Source organism: Mesorhizobium sp. M0051 (genome assembly GCF_040323235.1).
GTDB lineage: Bacteria > Pseudomonadota > Alphaproteobacteria > Rhizobiales > Rhizobiaceae > Mesorhizobium.
In genome coordinates, this window is the sequence record NZ_JAMYUT010000007.1 from 89,143 (window position 1) to 107,090 (window position 17,948).

Below are 17,948 nucleotides of genomic sequence, written 5' to 3' on the forward strand. Positions count from 1 at the left end.
GCATAGGCAGGTTACCATGAGCGACAAACATTCGACATATGTGCCGAAAACCGGCATCGAACGCTGGTTCGACGCCCGCCTGCCGTTGCCACGGCTGGTGCATGATTCCTTCATCGTTTATCCCGTCCCGCGCAACCTGAATTACGCCTATACGTTCGGCGGCATTCTCACGGTCATGTTGGCGTCGCAGATCATAACAGGTGTCGTGCTGGCGATGCATTACGCTCCCGACACGGGGCTGGCCTTCAATTCGGTCGAGAAGATCACGCGCGATGTAAATTCTGGCTGGCTGCTTCGCTCCCTGCATTCGAACGGAGCATCGTTCTTCTTCATCGCCGTCTACCTCCACATCTGCCGCGGGCTCTATTACGGTTCGTACAAGGCGCCGCGCGAGTTTCTATGGGTGCTCGGCTGCACCAATCTGCTGTTGATGATGGCGACAGCCTTCATCGGTTATGTGCTGCCCTGGGGCCAGATGTCATACTGGGGCGCTACCGTCATCACCAACTTCTTCACGGCAATCCCGCTGGTCGGCGACTGGATCCAGCAGCTGTTGCTCGGCGGCTTCGCTGTCGGCAGTCCGACGCTGAACCGTTTCTTTGCACTCCATTATCTGCTGCCATTCATGCTTGCAGGTGTGGTGACCTTGCATATCTGGGCGCTTCACGTGGTCGGCCAAAACAATCCGACGGGGGTTGAGGTGAAATCCAAAACCGATGTCGTCGACTTCACGCCCTACGCCACCGTCAAGGATGCGGTCGGCATCATCGTGTTCCTGTTTTTCTTTGCCTATTTCGTCTTTTATCTGCCGAACTTTCTTGGCCATCCGGACAACTACACGGTGGCCAACCCACTGAAGACGCCCGCGCATATCGTGCCGGAATGGTACTTCCTGCCGTTCTACGCAATCCTGCGGGCCATCACCTTCAATGTCGGACCGATCGATTCCAAACTTGGTGGCGTGCTGGCGATGTTCGGCTCAATCGCCGTGTTGTTCCTGGTGCCGTGGCTCGACAGCTCCAAGGTGCGCTCGGCGGTCTATCGGCCCTGGTACAGGCTGTTCTTCTGGATATTCGTGGCCGACGCGCTCTTTCTCGGCTGGCTCGGCTCACAGCCGGCGGAACGCGCGTACGTGGTCATGTCCCAGCTTGCGACGCTTTACTACTTTGCATTCTTCATCATCGTCATGCCGCTGCTTGGGCTGATCGAGACACCACGTCCTTTACCGCATTCGATCACCGAAGCGGTCCTCGAAAAGAACAAGGCCAAGCGGCGGGCGCCCGGTCCGGAGATCCGACATCCGTCGGAAGGGCGCTGAACATTGCGAATATGCTCGATCTGGATCCGTCATGAACTGGTGGAACTCGCCTCTGGTCTACATCGTGTTGATCGGCCTCGCCGGGATCGTCGTTTGGGCCCTCATCCCCAGACGTTTCGCCAATGCGAGGCTGATCGTCCAGCTTGGCTTTTTCCTTGCCATGTCGGTTATTGTTCTCGACCTGCGCGTTGTCCCGTACGAACCTGCGGGCGGCGGAGAGGCAAGCGGCGGAGCGATCCTGATCGGGTCGGTCAAGCTGCTCTGGTGGGTTCACCTTGCCTGGGCGCTAATCGGATTTGTTCGTATCTATCTTGACTTCGAGCGAAAGCCGCGCGAGGCACGTCTCCTGCAGGACGTCGTGGTCGGCATCGTCTACACCGGAACGCTGCTGTCGATCCTGGCGTTCGTCTTCTCCGTGCCAGTCGGAACGTTGATCGCCACCTCGGGGGTATTTGCCGTCATCCTGGGACTGGCGCTCCAGAATACGCTTGGCGACGTATTTTCAGGAATCGCGCTTAACCTCGGTCGCCCTTACGTGCTTGGAAACTGGATTGTCCTGAGCGACGGAACAGAAGGGCGCGTTGTCGAGACCAATTGGCGGTCGACCAACCTGCTTACCCCAGCTCACAATGTCGTCGCGCTGCCCAACAGTCTTCTCGCCAGGATCGGAGTGACGAATGTCAGCGGTCCAGACGAGAGCCATGGACTCGCCGTGACGATCAAAGTGGTGCCGACGAAGATGCCGGCGATCATCCTGGATACCATGCGGTCCGTCCTGCTGAGTTGCAATTCGATCATCCAGGATCCTTCGCCTTCGGTTGCCATCAGAAACCTGGATGCTGCGGCAATCGAAGTCGAGCTCTCGTTTCGCGTCGCAAGTCTCGACCAGCGAATTAGCGCTCGGAACGAAGTTTTCGATCTCATCTATCGCCATTCAAAGTCAATCGGCATGCTGCTGGCTGAGCCGCTTTCGGCGTCGATTGCCATGACCAGCCGGCCAAGCGACGATAAGGCAGCCTCTGACAGCTTCACCCCGATCGAACTGATCAAGTCCATACCGATTTTCTCGGCGCTGACGGATGCCGAGCAGGAGGCGCTTGCCGCGATGACTTCGGTCCGCCGCTACCGCAAGGGCGAAATCATCGCAGGGCAGGGAGAAATGCTGCCGTCCCTCATGATTGTTCGGACCGGCGTCATCGCCCGGCAACGTGGCCAGGACGATGCTCACCGCCTGGAAATCGGCCGGCTCGCACCGGGCGACTTCTTCGGCGAGACAGGCTTGCTCGCCGGGATCGGCGAGGAGTCGACATTGCGGGCAATGACCCATGTCGCGGTTTATGAGATAGACCAGAGAAGCATCGCGCCGCTGCTGCTCGACAGGCCTGAAATAGCCGAAGATCTTGCCGCGATCCTGGCGACGAGGGTGTCGGCCTTCGGCGACAGCGGCATTCCAGGACGCCAGCACGCGAGCTCCAAGTTCGCGCTCCTTACAGCCGTTCAGGCAGCCTTTCGCGCCGCTCCGTTCAAGCATGCTGGAGCGCCTGGCCGAGAGGTCAAACAGAAGGATCAAGATCCATGACCATCCGCCAAGGCGATATCGCTGGCATCGAGGCACTCATCCAGCCGAGCGTCCGTGAGTTCGCGGACGGCTTGAAGGTACGGCGTTTGTTGCCCTCCTCGAACCGCCTGATGATCGGGCCCTTCATCCTGTTCGAGCATTTTGGTCCGGCTGTATTCGACGCGGGTCGCGGTTTCGACATGCGACCGCATCCGCATATCGGCGTTGCGACTTTGACCTACCTGATCGATGGAGAGATCGTTCACCGGGACAATCTCGGCGAGGTGCGGACCATCCGTCCCGGGGAGGTCAACTGGATGACGGCCGGGTCGGGCATCGTCCATTCCGAGCGCACGCCGCCAGAAGTCCGAGCGTCGGGGGGCAATCTCTTCGGCGCTCAGGCGTGGATGGCCCTTCCCTCCCGATACGAAGAAATTGCGCCCAGCCTTGCGCATTACGGCGCTGCCGAAATCCCGAGGATCTGTGCCGACGGGGTCGAGTTCACTTTGATCGCTGGCGCATCCGACGGCCTGGTCTCGCCGGTAAGGACCTTCTCCGACACGGTCTATGCCGAAATTGTGCTGACGAGCGGCGCGCGATACCAGGTGAAACCCGAACATGTCGAGCGCGCGATCTACGTTGCCGCCGGCGAGGTTGGGATTGTCGGCCAGGACGGAACGTTCCATGAGGCCGATTTGATAGCTCTGGCGCCCGGCACCGAGATCGTGCTCCAGGCGCCTGCCTTTCATGCGGCAAGACTGATGCTGATTGGGGGCGAGCCGCTTTCAGAACCACGTCACATCTACTGGAACTTCGTTTCCTCTTCTGCCGAACGGATCGCGCAGGCGAAGATGGATTGGCGCGAAGGCCGCTTCCCCGGCGTGCCAGGCGAGCACGAATTCGTACCCCTGCCAGACGACACCTGAGCGTGGGAATGAGGTAGTGATAGTTCACCGGTGCGCAGATTGGCTGCCGCCATTCCCCACCCCAGCGCCCGCAAGAATGCCTCTCGTTGGCGACGCTACGACATCGGGTTGAGTTCGTTCATCGTGTCCTCGTCGAGCAAACCGTCGAACCACATGTCAAAGATAGTCTCGAGCAGGAACTCGTCGTTGCTCGCTTCGGAAAACAGCGTCAGAGAGGCGTGTAATTTCTTCGCGTCGACATCACCGAAGACAGCGTGAGCGCTTGAACCGGAGAGCCGTTGCAGTGCCCCGATACATACCCGATAACGACCTCCCAGTATCGGAGATGAGAGATAGGCGCTCGCTTCGTCGAGCGATGTGATCGCATATGGCGCAGGCGCAGCGTCGCTTCGGTTGACAGCCAACCTTGGGAAGATGAACTCCATATAGGAAGTGCACATCATTCCTTGGCGCAGAATACCTACCGCGTCTTCATAGACAGCGTCCTGCGCTCTGACGAACCTCTGCAAATCATACTCGTCGCTCATTTCAGATGATGCCTTTTTTCGCAAACGGCCTGTACCTATCCGTCGACGACATCGGCATATTCCGGCTGTTTGGCGAAGAACCGGCTCATGAAAGGACATTTCAAGATCGCTTTGCGGCCGGTTTTGCGCAGCAGCTCAAACGTACCCTGAGCCAATCGCGTTGCGATCCCCTGTCCGGAAAACTCCGACGGGACTTCGGTGTGTATGAGAACAATCCTCCCGCTCTCGATCCTGTAATAGGCCGCAGCGAACACTTCATCGGCGATCGGCAACTCGAAACGATGCTGTTGAGTGTTCTCGGTGACTTCCGTATCCATCTTTAACTCTCGATTGTACGCTGGTTGGTCCGTATTGGTGTTGCCGGAGGCAGGTTGGTCGATCGTTGGCCCTCTATCGTATTGCGGGCAACCGCAACGTCACGGCGGTGCCCGACCCGAGCTCGCTTTCGATGTCGACACTTCCCCCCGCCTCCTCGGCGAAGCGCTTCACCATTGGCAGCCCAACGCCGCCGAGGCCTCCACCTTTCGTGGTGAAGAAAGGATCGAATGCGCGCACCATAGTTTCGCTGGTCATTCCAATTCCATTGTCGGCGACACGAACATCTATCCGACCACCTGTGGAACTTTCGGGCGCCAAGGAGGCATCGATCGAGATCAGGCCGCCGTCAGGCATTGCATCGCGTGCATTGAACAGAAGATTCAGAACCGCATTTTGAAGCCCAATCGGATCGCCCTTTACCCGAGGCAGATCGGAGCCGACCCGAACCTCGAGGCGCAAATTGGCACCCCAAGCGCTTCGAACGACGGATTCGATCTCAGCCAGGCAGGCGCCCACGTCCGCATGCTCGATTTCGGCGTGGATATCTCGGGCTACGCCGATGGTCTGCCTGACAAGGCCGCCAGCTCGTTCCAAGGCCGTTTTGGCGCCGGCAATTACAAGCCCAAGATCTGGAGCCGCCGAGAGGTTCGGGTCGCGAGCCAAATGGTTCAACGCCGATGAGGCGACCTGGATGAGATTGCCAAGGTCATGAACAATGCCGGCGGTCGATATCTGCACGGGTAGGCCGGTTCGCGGAACATCGGCAGGCCGGTCGAAGACATCTTCCTTTAGTTCTGAGCGTGACATTCCATTCCCCGGTTGCTCGGTCGACTCTTGGTTGCTGGAAGAAGCTTAAATGAAGGGCATCTGTGGTCGATTGGGTCGAGGAAGAGGGCGAGCAATACCGCGGTATATGTCGTGCTATCGCGTCGCAGGGCCCAGCAATCATGTTGACGAGCACGAGGAACAAAGGCATCGCCCGGAGTGGGCTTGCTGTGGCCCGGCCCGGTGCCTTGCTCCTGCATCACTGGTAGCCGATCCCGCCGATGTAGTTGGCCAAGAGGTGCTCCTGGAGCTCCTCTTGATCGAAGAGCGCCTTCATTGCATCACGGATATCAAGCACGCCTATCGGCTTCTGGTCCGCCCCAAGTACCGGCACATTCTGAAGGCCTCGCGCGGCCATCGTCTGCCAGACTGAATGGACGTCGTCGTCGGGACCGCAGGAGACGATGGATCGGCTCATCAACGTAGCAACGGGCGCTTCTGTTGGCCCTGAATTGGCCAGATGGCGGATGATATCGGACTTGCTCAGCACACCTGCCGCCTGCCCGTTGCCGTAGCAAACGACGACCAGGCCTGTTGCTGGTTTGGAAAGCGAGAGTGCGGCACCGCGAAGCGGAGCGTCGACATCGATCACTGAGAGGCGGGCCGACGTTATTGGATGCAGACTGTCAATGCGCATGACGCCCTCCTGAAAGCGCCTCGCGGCCACAGCCGGGAGGTTGGGGTTCGATGTTTTCCTCACTCCTGGAAGGGAGCGTTCATCACGGAATCGACTGCCGAAGGAGCCCTGTAGCCGGGGACAAAGCGTTCGCCGAAATCCCGGGCAAAGTTGTCGTAGGTGGTTTCGGGACTGACATTCGCGATCTGGCAAAAGCATCGCGTCATCCGCCGCTTCATTCCGAGTCGCGGGAATTCGCCGACGATCCTTGCCATCTCGGCGGAAGCGATGAGCTTATATTGCAAGCCGACGACATCGAGGCAGATGCCGGCTGTGCACAGCGCCACCTCGGCCTCCTTGTAGAGGCCGATCGACGGGGTCGAGTTGAGGGCGACGCTGTCCCAGATCAGTTGAGCGCGACGTTCGTCGAAGCCGCCGTCCCGGACGAAGGTTCGAGCCAGGTCGGCGCCTTCCACTTCGAAACGGCGCGGCCCGGCAAAGTGCTCATTGAGCGTGATGTCATGCAACAAGGTTCCGACAGCGACAACTTCCGCGTCGTGCTCGACATTCTGAATCTGTCCGATCCGCGCCGCGAAAAGCCAGGATCGGACCACGTGATTGAACAAGTAGGGTTCACATCGCTGACGAGCATATTCGATCGCTCGGCCAACAATCGGCGTGTCGGGGACCGAAACCCCTGCAAGCGTGCGCCTGGCGATCGCATCCATGTCGGTGACCTTCCCTTTACGCCCGACGACTAGCCCGACTTCATTTCGAGTATGTCGTCAGGTTCTTCTCGTTGGTATCGACAACGAAGATCGCAAGCAGGCGGGCGCGTTCCGTCTTGCTGGCGTTTTCGCTGACCGCGTGACGGTCGCCGGGAAATTCCGAGAAACTTTCGCCGGCACGATAGGTCTTCACCGGTCCATCATTGACCTGGCTCCGGATTGCCCCCTCCAGCACCGTCGCGTAGATGAACGCGGATTTGGGATGGGTATGCGCCGGCGATGTACCGCCCGGTGCGTACTCGACGAGCACCGCTTTCATGCTCTTGCCGGGCACGTTTGGAAGAGCCTGGTCGTAGACAAGCTTTACGTCCGCGTCATCGGCTCTCGCCGCGGTGACGGAAGTCGCAATGAGCGCTGCGCATAGAAGTGTCTTGATCATGTCTGGTCTCCTTGTTGGAATATGCATGGCTGGGGAACGCCGATCCGATTGGTCACAAGACCGGCGTTAGCTTTTGTTTGTCTATTTCGGCGGCGTGTACCGGCTGAGCCATTCATCGAAATGCACGGCGCCGATGCGCGCGTTCTCGCCGGGGACAAGCGTTCGATCGTCGATTGCCACTTGACCGTAGTAGAGAGCACCAGGATCCGCGACGACTTTGCGGGGGTCGTTGGTGGCCTTCAAAAAGCGACCCACGAGTTCGCTCATGCGAACGCGCTCCGGGCCGGCGATTTCGGTCGTGCCGTTCAACGGCGTGGCAAGCGCGACATCCGCCATTGCATCGGCGACATCATCGGCCGCCATGGGTTGGAAGTACGCCGGTGACATATGGATGGTATCGCCGACGGCGCCGGTGTTTGCGATGGCGGCCGTGAATTCGAAGAATTGGGTGGCGTGGACGATCGTGTATGGGATTCCGGATTCCTTGATCAGTTTTTCCTGGAGCAATTTTCCGCGGAAATAGCCCATGCCCTGCAGCCGGTCGGTGCCGACGACTGACAATGCCACGTGATGACGGACGCCGGCGGCGGCTTCGGCTGCAAGAAGATTACGCCCGGACGCCGCGAAGAATTCCAGCGCGGCCTTTTCCTCGAACGACGGCGAGTTCGCAAGATCGACGACGACCTGCGCCCCGGCAAGGGCGGCCGCCACTCCTTCTCCCGTGACGGTGTTCACTCCGGAATTCGGCGACGCCGCAAGCACGTCGTGCCCCTTTTTCCGCAGTCGTTCCACAGTCTTCGAACCGATCAGCCCGGTTCCGCCGATGACGACGATTTTCATTTCCAATCTCCTGGTTGGGCGTGTTGTTTTGCGCTGTTGACGCAGGCGTTTTCAGCCAGTTACTGACTGGCCGATGCAGCAGCATCCTCGATAAGAGACGTGACCTCGTCGGGATGCGAGACCATGAGGGCGTGGGAAGCACCCTCGACGACGACGGTTTTTACGGCATGCGCGCGCTTGGCCATGAAGCCCATGACGGCTGCGGGGATATTTCGATCATCCGTGCCGTAGATCATGTAGGACGGCAGCGTCTTCCATGAGGCAACGCCCGAGGCCTCAGCCAGAGCTGCCTGTGCGACGGGGCGTTGAGTGGCGGCCATTAGCGACGCCTGTTCTTCCGGGACATCGGCGGCGAACTGGGCGCGGAACTTGTCGGCCTGGATGAAGAGATCCTGGCCGCCGCCCGGCAACGCGACTGGAGCAAGCGCGCTCGCCAAAGTGCTGCCGGGAAACATGCCAGAAAGCGTCAGGCTCGATTCACCGGTCTCCGGCGCGAACCCAGCCACATAGACCAGCGCCTTTACGTTGGCATTGCCGTTGGCGGCCTCGGTGATGACTGGCCCGCCATAGGAATGCCCCACCAGAACGACCGGCCCGGGGATCGACCGGAGGATGGCCGAGACTGCCGAGGCATCTCTGGCGACGCCGCGGAGCGGATTGGCTGCGGCCTTGGCTATATAGCCGTCCCTGTTGAGTTTGGTGATGACCGCATCCCAGCTCGACGACTCGGCGAAGGCGCCGTGCACCAGCACGACCGTCGGCTTGGCCTTTGGGCCGACCGGCTGCGCCATCGCGGTGCTCGATAAGGCAATCGCCGCTGCGAGCGCCAGGATCCTGGTAATGTTCGACATTGCTTTCTCCTTTGCCGGCCTTTCATGACCTATGCGCAGAAGAATGCGCCGACCCGGCGCGCCGACCTATTATGCGGAATGGTCAGTCATGTGATGCCAAGGTCCAGGGTAGGTCATCGCTGAGATCAGGTGACCGGTGGCATGCTTCAGCGGATGGCCGGCAGCGCTGGAATGTTGCCGGGGCGGCGGCCAATAAAGATCCATGCAAGTGGCTGCTTCCAAACACCACTTCGCTCCGACGAATGTTCAGCGCACTGCGCTCCCGTCAACGACATTGTCCCTGCCCTTCGGCTTGCATCGCCCAATGCCAACGTATGGGTCACACAGCCGGATCGTCTGATCGTCTTGCGGAAGCGAGGCTTTATATCTGGATGGGTGAAGACTACCAAGATAAAGATGGAGTTACCAAGATGAAAATGACAGCTCTTGCTGCCGCCGCTCTTGTTGTTGCAGCAGGAAACGCAATTGCCGGAAGCGACCACTATGGATCAAACGGAGCCCAGCAACCTGCAACTGCGTCTGACAACACGTATACCTCCTCGACCAGAAAAATGAACAAAGATACCGGCATGCCGAAAACCGTTCGCAAGCCCGTTTCCAACGACGAACATGGCCAAGGCATCTGGGGTCACTGATCCTGACGGACACAAAATTAAAGGGCCGGGGCGCAACCTCGGTCCTTCGCCGGCATCTGAGTTACTTCCTTGAGAGGTGAACCGACCTCTCTTGCCAGCCGATCCCTCTGTCACCGTCCGTGACGGCTTCTATCGGCTCGATTTGTACTACCACGACGAATGTTCTCGCCTTCGATCGGGTGCCCACCGCGCGACGCGGTCGACGTCACTGCCGGTCTTAGCGTTCGGATGCGCACCCGGTGGGTGAGATCGTGGAATAAGGGCGTGGCGACGGCAGACAGCGGAGCAAGCGCGACTCAGAGCAACGCCATTCCGCCGTCAACCCGCAGGTTGATACCCGTGACAAAGCTGCTCGCGTCCGAGGCAAGGAACAGGGCGGCCTTTGCCAGCTCTTCCGGCTGTCCCATACGACCCAGGGGTATTGCTTCCGCCATCGCCTTTTCGAACGGCCCCCGCTGTTCAAACGGTAAGCCTAGCTTTTCGAGAATAGCCGTATCCACCGGACCTGGGCTGAGCACGTTGACTCGGATGCAACGAAACTTCAGTTCGATCGCCCAGCTGCGCGCGAACGCATTAATCGCCGCCTTCGAGCCAGCATAGACAGCATGGCCGTCCAGGACTTTCTCGCTGGCCAGCGACCCCGTGAGGATGATTGCGCCGCCGTTCCGCATGATCGGGATCAGCTTCTGCACGCCGAAGAAGACGCCGCGCGTATTGACGGCAAACTGCGCGTCATATTCTGCCTCGGAGACTTCGGCCGAGTGTGTGATGGTGTTTAAGCCGGCGTTCGCCATATAGATGTCGAGCGCCCCGAACCTTTGGCGGATCTGCTGCGCTACGTGGTCATGGTGCGCCACATCGGCCACATCTCCTTGAATCCCCAGCGCGCCTGCCCCGATCTGTGCGATCGCCTCCTCGACCGCCTGCTGCCGGCGGCCGGTGATGACCACTTGCGCTCCCTCGTCAGCAAAGATTTTTGCAGCCGATAGTCCGATTCCACTGTTTCCGCCGGTGACCACAGCGATTTTACCTGACAGTGTGCCCATGTCGTTCCTTGCCTCCGGAATATTGGCACTGGCCCGCTGGACGCAGGCGAGTGCAGCAGCGGCGTGCAGGCTGCGGCCGGAGCTCTCCAGAACTCGAACGGCCGCAGCTGCCCGCAACAACGCCTGGTCGTGATCGCGCGAAGCTATCCTTTGATAAAGGCGAGCAGGTCGGCATTGACCTGATCCTGGTGCGTGGCCGTAATCCCGTGGGGCGCACCGGGGTAATATATTTCCTTTGCACCCCTGATCAGCCGCGCCGACTTGACTGACGAATCCTTGACCGGGACGATCTGGTCGTCCTCGCCATGCAGGATCAGCGTCGGTATATCGAACTTCTTGAGGTCCTCGGTGAAATCGGTTTCGGAGAACGCTTTGACGCATTCATATGCATTCACGAGACCGACCTGCATGCTCCAGAGCCAGAACTGATCCAGAATCCCCTGGGAGACCTTGGCGCCTGGCCTGTTCGCACCATAAAACGACGGTGCGAGGTCCAGGTAGTGCTGTGAGCGATCCTTGAGGAGGCCAGCCCGTATTCCATCGAACACACCAATCGGCAGGCCCTCCGGATTGGCCGGCGTCTTCATCATGATCGGCGGGACGGCAGCGATGAGCACAGCCTTGGACACCCGCTTCGTCCCGTGCCGTCCGATATAGCGAGCGACCTCGCCTCCTCCGGTGGAATGTCCGACCAGGGTGACGTCCCGCAGATCAAGCGCATCGATCACCGCTGCGAGATCGTCGGCATAGCCGTTCATGTCGTTGCCGGACGAAGCCTGGCTGGAGCGGCCGTGGCCGCGCCGGTCATGCGCAACCACACGAAAGCCGTTATGGGCAAGAAAGAGCATCTGCCCGTCCCAGGCGTCCGAATTCAGCGGCCAGCCATGCGAGAAGGTTACAACCGGCCCCCTGCCCCAGTCCTTGTAGTAGATTTCGGTGCCGTCCTTGGTCGTGATTGTGCTCATAGTCCTGGTTCCTTTGTCTTTTGGGTGGATGGCGGCGTTTGGCTTTCGGCCCGCGGCAGATTGCGAAGCGACCGGCAGTCCGGCGGTAGCGGCGAGGATCAATCCGCCCACCAAGACGTCACGGCGGGATGCGCCAATCGTGAAAAGTCCATCCCTGCTCACCGTGTCCATCCCTGATGCTTGGCCTTCAACAACTGGCTCACCATCACGATCATCGATCCGACCTGCATGGTCGCTTTCGGGGAGGGCGAGCGAAGGGGCGGGCGACACTCGACGATCGTGATGGCTTGCGAGGAAGATTGCGCTTATCCGGCCCGCAAACCTATTCTACGGAAGGGTCTGTCATGCGATGCCAAGGTGTAGGAGAGATACGCTGAGACGAGGCTCGGCGGAGTGACCTGGTCTAGTTTCCAAAAGTGCGACGCTGCCCCCAAGCCTGCGCGGCACCGATTTGACGCAGCAGTCGCCAAGCGTCATCGCTGGATAAATGTAGGTGGAGTGGACTCGCGCAAATCCGCGATCAATCGGCTGTCCCTGCATCATACTTGCAGGAAGGTTGCGGCAGAGATCTATGTCGCGTCAGCCTGTCGCATCGGCGCGGGCAGTGTCTCCCATGCCCGGATCAGCTCGCCGATGGAAGCGGCTTCCATCTTGCGCATGACATTGCCGCGATGCAGCTTGACCGTCACTTCGCTAATACCGAGGTCAAAGGCGATCTGTTTGTTGAGGCGTCCGCGCGCCACTTCATGCAGAACCTCACGCTCGCGTGGCGTCAGCGTTTCAACGCGCTCGATGTTGCGCTTGACGATCACGGCATCCGCCCGCCGCTTGGCATCCATCGCAATACCCGCGATGACGGCGTCAAGCAGCGTCTGGTCCCGCACCGGTTTGGTGAGAAAGTCCACGGCGCCGGCCTTCATCGCCTGGACGGTCATCGGGATGTCGCCATGTCCGGTCAGGAAGATGATGGGTTTGGGGTTGCCGTTTTTCGCAAGATGCTGCTGCAGATCGAGGCCGCTCGATCCTGGCATGCGCACGTCGAGGATCAAGCAGCCGGGGCTGTCCAAAATGTCGGCGTCGATTAACTCGCGGGTCGAGGCAAAGCAAACTGGCTCGAAACCCGCCGACAGGATCAATTCCGATAGCGCCTCGCGGACAGACGCATCGTCGTCGACAATAATGACGAGCGGCTGCTCCGCTTCACTCCTGCGCTGCGGCGCCGACGATAGCGATCTCCGCTGGAGCGGCTGGTCAACTGTCATGATCATCCCTCGGTTTCTTGGTTGCGTAAAGCGTCACCCACCGCCACAAGCAGGGCCTGGCCATCGAAGGGCTTGCGGAAAAACCCGCTAACACCTTTGGCGCGGTACTGATCCGCTAGCTCGTGCCGGCCGGTAATCAGGAATACCGGAAGGTTCGGACGCGCCCTCTTGACCAGGTCACGAAGCTCAAAGCCGTCCATGCCGGGCATCCCGATGTCGGTGATGAGCACGTCCACGTCCGACAACCCACTGACGACCAGCGATCCCGCCGACGAGAAGCTGCGGGCTATATAGCCGGCGGACTCCAGAAGATCCTCCAGCGACTCAAGCAGCCTCGGATCGTCGTCAACCACCGCCACGACGGGCCTTCGCTTGCTCACGTTCAGCCCCCTCCCGATCGGCGCGAGTGCGTGATCGGTATTTCCAATCGCTCCGCCATGCGGACGAGGTCGGCAAGCGACGCGGCGCCCATTTTCTGCATCACATTCCTTCTGTGAATTTCCAGCGTAACTTCGCTGATTCCCAGTTCAGCGGCGGCCTGCTTGTTGAGCAGGCCACTCACCACCAGCGGCAGCACCTCGCGCTCGCGCGGCGTCAACTCGAGGTAACGTTGCCTTAACAGGCTAAGTCCGGCGCGCTGCGATCTCTGTTCCCGATCCTGGGCAATCGCCGCATGGATTGCGGTCATGAGGTCCGCATCGCTGAACGGCTTGGTCAGGAAATCCACGGCGCCGTGCTTGATCGCACGCACCGAGGATGGGATATCGCCATGTCCTGTTATGAAAACGATCGGCGGATGACCGCCCACCGCGATCTCCCTCTGCAGATCGAGGCCGTTGATATCTGGCAACTCGACATCGAGGATGAGACAGGCAGGCAAATCCGGCTTGTCTGCATTGATATACTCACCGGCCGACCCGAAGGCTATGGCGCGCATGCCGTGCGAAACCAGCAGTTCGCTGAGCGCCTCGCGGATGCGTTGATCGTCATCCACGATGAAGACAATTTGCTCGTCCGTAGTCATGACGCGACTTTCGCACCGACGGACGCGAGAATGCCGAGATCGAAAGGGCGAACCGCTGTTTGAGAAGCACCGCCATCGGTTGCTCCCGATGGACCAACAAAGGCTCGAGATTGTCGGTGCTCTGCATAGCACCTTCTATCAGTGGCTGGATTTGGGCGGATGCTCATGGCGCTATACTAGTCCCGCTACACGCCATTCGCATCTCATGGAAATCCATGCATGGATTTCCATCGGACTGGCCGACACACCCGTTTTGGAGAACCGGAATGAAAACCAAGCGCTCCCGCGCGACGCTTCATACCGAGATACCGAGATACCGAGCGAGCGAAGCGCCGTCTGCAATCAGTGCCCTCGTCTCGGATGCGTTCCGCGCATGACCAAAAACTATTGCGGTCGCCCGATCATGGTGCAGCCTCCGCCTCAACCGGAAGCGTGAAGACGAACCTCGCCCCATGCGGAACGCGGTTCTCCGCCCATAAGCGTCCGCCGTGAGACTCGATGATCGAACGGGAGATCGCGAGTCCCATGCCCATTCCTTGCCCTTTTGTCGTGAAGAACGGGTCGAATATCTTGTCGGGATGTTCGACTCCCGGGCCGGAGTCGCTGACTTCAATCTGGATTATGTCCCCTGTCCGGCGCACTCGCATCCCAAGAACCTTGTCACCGGCAATGGCGTGCATAGCCTCGACGCCGTTGCGAATAAGATTGACCAGCACCTGTTGGATCTGGACGCGATCGAACGCGACTAGCGGAAGGTTGCGTTCGACGTCGATATCCATGCGAACGCGACACCGTATGGCTTCCTCGGCCATGAGGTCACGCGCTTCGTCAATGACACTGGGGATCGGCGTGCTGGTTCTCAGTTCAAGGGACGGCCTGAACAAGGCGCGGATGCGGCTGACGACATCTGCTGCCGAGTTGGCGTCCCGGATAATGCGCTCGGCTGTGATCTTCGCGCGGTCGAGATTGGGGGGCTCGGCGGATAACCAACGGTGGCATGCATTGGAGTTGGCAACGATCGCGGCCAGCGGCTGGTTCACCTCATGAGCGATGGATGCGGAGAGTTCGGCAAGGCTCGCCGCCTGGCTGGCACGTGCAAGTCTCTCTTGCGCCAGTCGCAGCTGCTCTTGTGCACGCACCTCGTTTTCAATGTCCAGGCAGATAACGTTCCACTGCACGATGGCCCCTTCAGTGTTGCGCATCGGGGCAGCTCGCGTTTCGACCCAGCGATATTCGCCATCGAAGCGCCGCAGACGGTGTCTTCGCGCATAAGGCTCGCCTGTGGTCAAGGAATGGGCATATCTCTCCTTGACACCTGCCAAGTCGTCGGGATGAACACCCGCTTCGAGTGTGCCGGCCAGCCGCGATTTTCCCGCTTCGTCCAGTTCTTCGAGGTTGTAGCCGAGAAATTCGCGGAGCTGCTGGCTGCGGTACATCGGCTCGCCATCCGGCGCGGCACAATCGATCATTGCCGGCAGGGTTTCAACGAGTTGCCAAAGCGCGCGTTCTCTCTCGCGCAGCGCTTCCTCGACCCGTAGCTGATCGTCGATGTCGTGCGTAAGGCCGTACCACTGGACAATGCGTCCGCTCTCATCCCTCAGCGGCTCGGCCTGGCCCTCCATCCAGCGGTAAACGCCATCGGCACGACGCAGGCGATACTTCATGAAAAAGCGCTCGCCAGTGGCGAAGCAACTGTTGAGTGCTTCCCGCAGGCTGGGTGCATCGTCGGGATGAACGACGGTGGCTATGAAGGCTGCCAGCCGGTTCGTGTCCGGCATCTCCGCGTCCGTTATGTCGAGGCCGAGAAAATCGATCAGTCGCTTGTTGAAGAAGGTCGGCTCGCCGTTCGAAGACAGCCGCCAGAGGTAGCTCGGAACCATGTTGACGAGTTGCGAGAGTGCCTGCTCTCGGTTGTGCAACGCAGCCTGGGTGGTCACCAGGTCGTGGATGTCGACGCTCACACCGTACCATTGCAGAATATGGCCATCTTCGTCGCGGAGCGCCTCCGCGCGAGTCTCGGTCCAGCGATAGCCGCCGTTGGCGCGCCGCTGGCGATATCTCTGAACGTAAGGCACGCCCGTTGCGAATGAATGGCGGATCGCTTGCCGTGCCGTATCGATGTCGTCTGGATGGATCACACTGAGGGACGGCGAGCCGTCCGGGGCGATGATGTCGCTAAGAGTGGCCCCGGTAACGTCCGTGAACCGCTTGTTGACATAGGATGGCGTTCCTTCCCGTGTCGTACTCCAGATCAAGGCGGGCACCGTGTCGATGAGTTGCTGAAGGCGTCGCTCACTTTCGCGCAATGCCTCCTGCGCGCGCACCTCATCGTCGACATCGAGAGAAACGCCGTACCATTGCACAACGGCGCCGTTTTCATCACGTCGGGGCTCCACCCTGCACTCCGCCCAGCGATAAGAGCCGTCCTTTTCAAGCCAGCGAAACCGCATGGTGGAGCCATCGCCGGTCTCGAAGCTATTCAATAGCGTGCACTGCACCCCGGGAGCATCTTCGGGATGGATCAGCTTCTGCAGCAATTCATCGATGCGCGGCTCGCCCAGATCTTCGAAGTTCGCGATGACGGAACGGAAATGGTCCTGATACCGCTTATTGAAGTAGGCCGGCCCGCCCGTCGGCATGGCGCTCCAGATGCGGACCGGCACGGCGTCAATCATCTGCTGGAGTTGCTGTTCGCTCCGCCTCAATGCCTCGACGCTTTCGTGCAATGTGAGCACCGCCTGCTGGTGCTGCCGCGAAATGGCGGCCACGATCAGAGCCGAGAACGCCGAAATGACCAGAAAAAGCTGCAGCATGATCTGGTTGTGCTTTTGGGAAACGGGGTCGCCGGCAAATTGGCTGGCGCCGGATACCGTGAATACCGCCGTGATCAGCGCAAGCAGGATCAAGGCGACTGCGGCGCCCCTGAACTCAAAGCGCACCGCGGCCCAAAGAAGAGGCGGCATGATGATGTAGGCGAAGGGCAGGTAACCGCTCAAGGAGAGGGCGGCAACGCCGAGAAAGATCAGCGCCAGGACGCCAGCTTCGATCCATCGGGCGGCCGAAAGCCGGGCCTTGCCGCGCCAGTTCTGGAACACGACCAGCGCCAGCGGCGCCACGATCAGGACCCCGGTTGCGTCGCCGATCCACCATAGAGGCCAGGCCGCGGCGAAGCTCTGTGACTGAATGCCGAACCACGCAAGCGTTGCACTTCCCACCGTCGCGCTTGCGACTGGCGCGATTCCAGCGGCCAATACGACGAATGCGAGAACTTCCTGCAAGGTTTCCAGCCGAAGCGGGCGCTTGCAAGCCCGATTCACGAGCCATGCCCCGGCCACAGCTTCGAGAGCATTGCCGGCATAGATCAGGAAGGCGGCAGGCAGCGGAGTGTGGAACCACAATAGGTTGCTGGTCAGTTCAGCCACACAGGCTGCCACTATCCACCACGGCCAGCTATACCTGGAGGCAATGAGGAGCGTGGCGATGAAAAGCCCGCTCGGAGGCCAAATGGAGATGCCCGTTCCAGGTACGATCGCGAGCGACTGAGCGAATCCGCAGCCCAAGACGTAGGCCGCGATAAAAAGTCCCAGATGCAAGGATCGAGGGCGATGCGCCCAGACCCGAGACGAACTGCTTGTTTCAAGATCACTGACAAGATCGCCGGGAGGCAGGCCTGGTTCATTTGCCGCGCGAGGTCGACCTCGTCCTTGCGATCCAAATCCGGGTTGGTCCAACCCATGCTTCAGCGCGCGTGTTGCTTCGGAGTCGGTTTTGCTAGGCGAGGTGGATGCTGTCGTCATCGGCTGCTCCTGACGGACAAACAAAAGCCTTGTCGGCTCTCCGTATAGCACTTGCTCTCAGCAGCTGGAATCTGGGCTGACGAACTCGCAGCCCATAATAAACCCGCCGCGCCCCAGCCGCATCTCATGGAAATCCATGCATCGCGCAGAGACTGTACGATACGGCCAGGTCATGTCGGCTGCCGCTTTGTCTGCCGCACGGCGAACCCGCAATGCCCCAGCATCCTCCAGCCTATCTCGTCCGGTCGACACCGCTCGCACTATAAATCCCGA

General features: G+C 60.0%; 18 protein-coding genes. 4 read left to right on the forward strand and 14 right to left on the reverse strand.

Annotation, left to right across the window (positions count from 1 at the left end):
- Positions 1-16 precede the first annotated feature (16 nt).
- From NKJ90_RS09565 to NKJ90_RS09575, 3 genes are read left to right on the forward strand one after another with little or no spacing between them, the layout of a single operon-like run.
- Positions 17-1,318, forward strand: coding sequence for a cytochrome b (locus tag NKJ90_RS09565; RefSeq protein ID WP_352485982.1), 1,302 nt, complete (start codon positions 17-19; stop codon positions 1,316-1,318).
- A gap of 31 nt (positions 1,319-1,349) precedes the next feature.
- Positions 1,350-2,897 (forward strand): mechanosensitive ion channel family protein, encoded by a 1,548-nt coding sequence (locus NKJ90_RS09570; protein WP_352485983.1) that lies wholly within the window; start codon positions 1,350-1,352, stop codon positions 2,895-2,897.
- Positions 2,894-3,802: a pirin family protein gene (locus NKJ90_RS09575; protein ID WP_352485984.1), complete on the forward strand. Its 909-nt coding sequence runs from the start codon at positions 2,894-2,896 to the stop codon at positions 3,800-3,802. Before NKJ90_RS09570 ends, NKJ90_RS09575 begins: the two co-directional genes overlap by 4 nt.
- A gap of 95 nt (positions 3,803-3,897) precedes the next feature.
- On the opposite strand, the gene NKJ90_RS09580 is transcribed toward NKJ90_RS09575, so the two are convergent.
- From NKJ90_RS09580 to NKJ90_RS09615, 8 genes are all read right to left on the reverse strand, one after another.
- A complete protein-coding gene (locus NKJ90_RS09580; RefSeq protein ID WP_352485985.1) occupies positions 3,898-4,329 on the reverse strand; it encodes a DUF1810 domain-containing protein in 432 nt (143 codons plus the stop codon).
- A 35-nt stretch (positions 4,330-4,364) separates the two neighbouring features.
- Positions 4,365-4,646 (reverse strand): GNAT family N-acetyltransferase, encoded by a 282-nt coding sequence (locus NKJ90_RS09585; protein WP_352485986.1) that lies wholly within the window; start codon positions 4,644-4,646, stop codon positions 4,365-4,367.
- A 73-nt stretch (positions 4,647-4,719) separates the two neighbouring features.
- Positions 4,720-5,454, reverse strand: coding sequence for a sensor histidine kinase (locus NKJ90_RS09590; RefSeq protein WP_352485987.1), 735 nt, complete (start codon positions 5,452-5,454; stop codon positions 4,720-4,722).
- A gap of 217 nt (positions 5,455-5,671) precedes the next feature.
- Positions 5,672-6,109 carry a CBS domain-containing protein gene (locus tag NKJ90_RS09595; RefSeq protein WP_352485988.1) on the reverse strand — a complete coding sequence of 146 codons (438 nt, stop codon included), beginning with the start codon at positions 6,107-6,109 and terminating at the stop codon, positions 5,672-5,674.
- 59 nt (positions 6,110-6,168) lie between these two features.
- Complete coding sequence (locus NKJ90_RS09600) at positions 6,169-6,816, reverse strand: HD domain-containing protein (RefSeq protein WP_352485989.1); 648 nt, start codon at positions 6,814-6,816, stop codon at positions 6,169-6,171.
- 40 nt (positions 6,817-6,856) lie between these two features.
- Positions 6,857-7,255, reverse strand: a complete 399-nt coding sequence (locus NKJ90_RS09605; protein WP_352485990.1) for a cupin domain-containing protein — start codon at positions 7,253-7,255, stop codon at positions 6,857-6,859.
- A gap of 81 nt (positions 7,256-7,336) precedes the next feature.
- Positions 7,337-8,095, reverse strand: coding sequence for an SDR family oxidoreductase (locus NKJ90_RS09610; RefSeq protein WP_352485991.1), 759 nt, complete (start codon positions 8,093-8,095; stop codon positions 7,337-7,339).
- 59 nt (positions 8,096-8,154) lie between these two features.
- A complete protein-coding gene (locus tag NKJ90_RS09615) occupies positions 8,155-8,946 on the reverse strand; it encodes an alpha/beta fold hydrolase (RefSeq protein WP_352485992.1) in 792 nt (263 codons plus the stop codon).
- 371 nt (positions 8,947-9,317) lie between these two features.
- On the opposite strand from NKJ90_RS09615, the gene NKJ90_RS09620 reads away from it, so the two are divergent.
- Entirely contained in the window at positions 9,318-9,581 is a 264-nt protein-coding gene (locus NKJ90_RS09620; RefSeq protein ID WP_352485993.1) for a DUF680 domain-containing protein, read from the forward strand.
- A gap of 296 nt (positions 9,582-9,877) precedes the next feature.
- On the opposite strand, the gene NKJ90_RS09625 is transcribed toward NKJ90_RS09620, so the two are convergent.
- The 6 genes from NKJ90_RS09625 to NKJ90_RS09650 form a co-directional block, all read right to left on the reverse strand.
- Positions 9,878-10,627, reverse strand: a complete 750-nt coding sequence (locus NKJ90_RS09625) for a glucose 1-dehydrogenase (RefSeq protein WP_352485994.1) — start codon at positions 10,625-10,627, stop codon at positions 9,878-9,880.
- A 143-nt stretch (positions 10,628-10,770) separates the two neighbouring features.
- Positions 10,771-11,763, reverse strand: a complete 993-nt coding sequence (locus tag NKJ90_RS09630) for an alpha/beta fold hydrolase (protein ID WP_502904900.1) — start codon at positions 11,761-11,763, stop codon at positions 10,771-10,773.
- A 398-nt stretch (positions 11,764-12,161) separates the two neighbouring features.
- The gene (locus tag NKJ90_RS09635) at positions 12,162-12,854 is read right to left on the reverse strand and encodes a response regulator transcription factor (protein WP_027026535.1); all 693 of its coding nucleotides are present in this window, start codon (positions 12,852-12,854) and stop codon (positions 12,162-12,164) included.
- Positions 12,855-12,856: 2 nt separating this feature from the next.
- Entirely contained in the window at positions 12,857-13,234 is a 378-nt protein-coding gene (locus tag NKJ90_RS09640; RefSeq protein ID WP_031260092.1) for a response regulator, read from the reverse strand.
- Between the two features lie 2 nt (positions 13,235-13,236).
- Positions 13,237-13,878, reverse strand: a complete 642-nt coding sequence (locus NKJ90_RS09645) for a response regulator transcription factor (RefSeq protein WP_023758828.1) — start codon at positions 13,876-13,878, stop codon at positions 13,237-13,239.
- Positions 13,879-14,279: 401 nt separating this feature from the next.
- A complete protein-coding gene (locus NKJ90_RS09650; protein ID WP_352485995.1) occupies positions 14,280-17,675 on the reverse strand; it encodes a PAS domain-containing protein in 3,396 nt (1,131 codons plus the stop codon).
- Positions 17,676-17,948 lie beyond the last annotated feature (273 nt).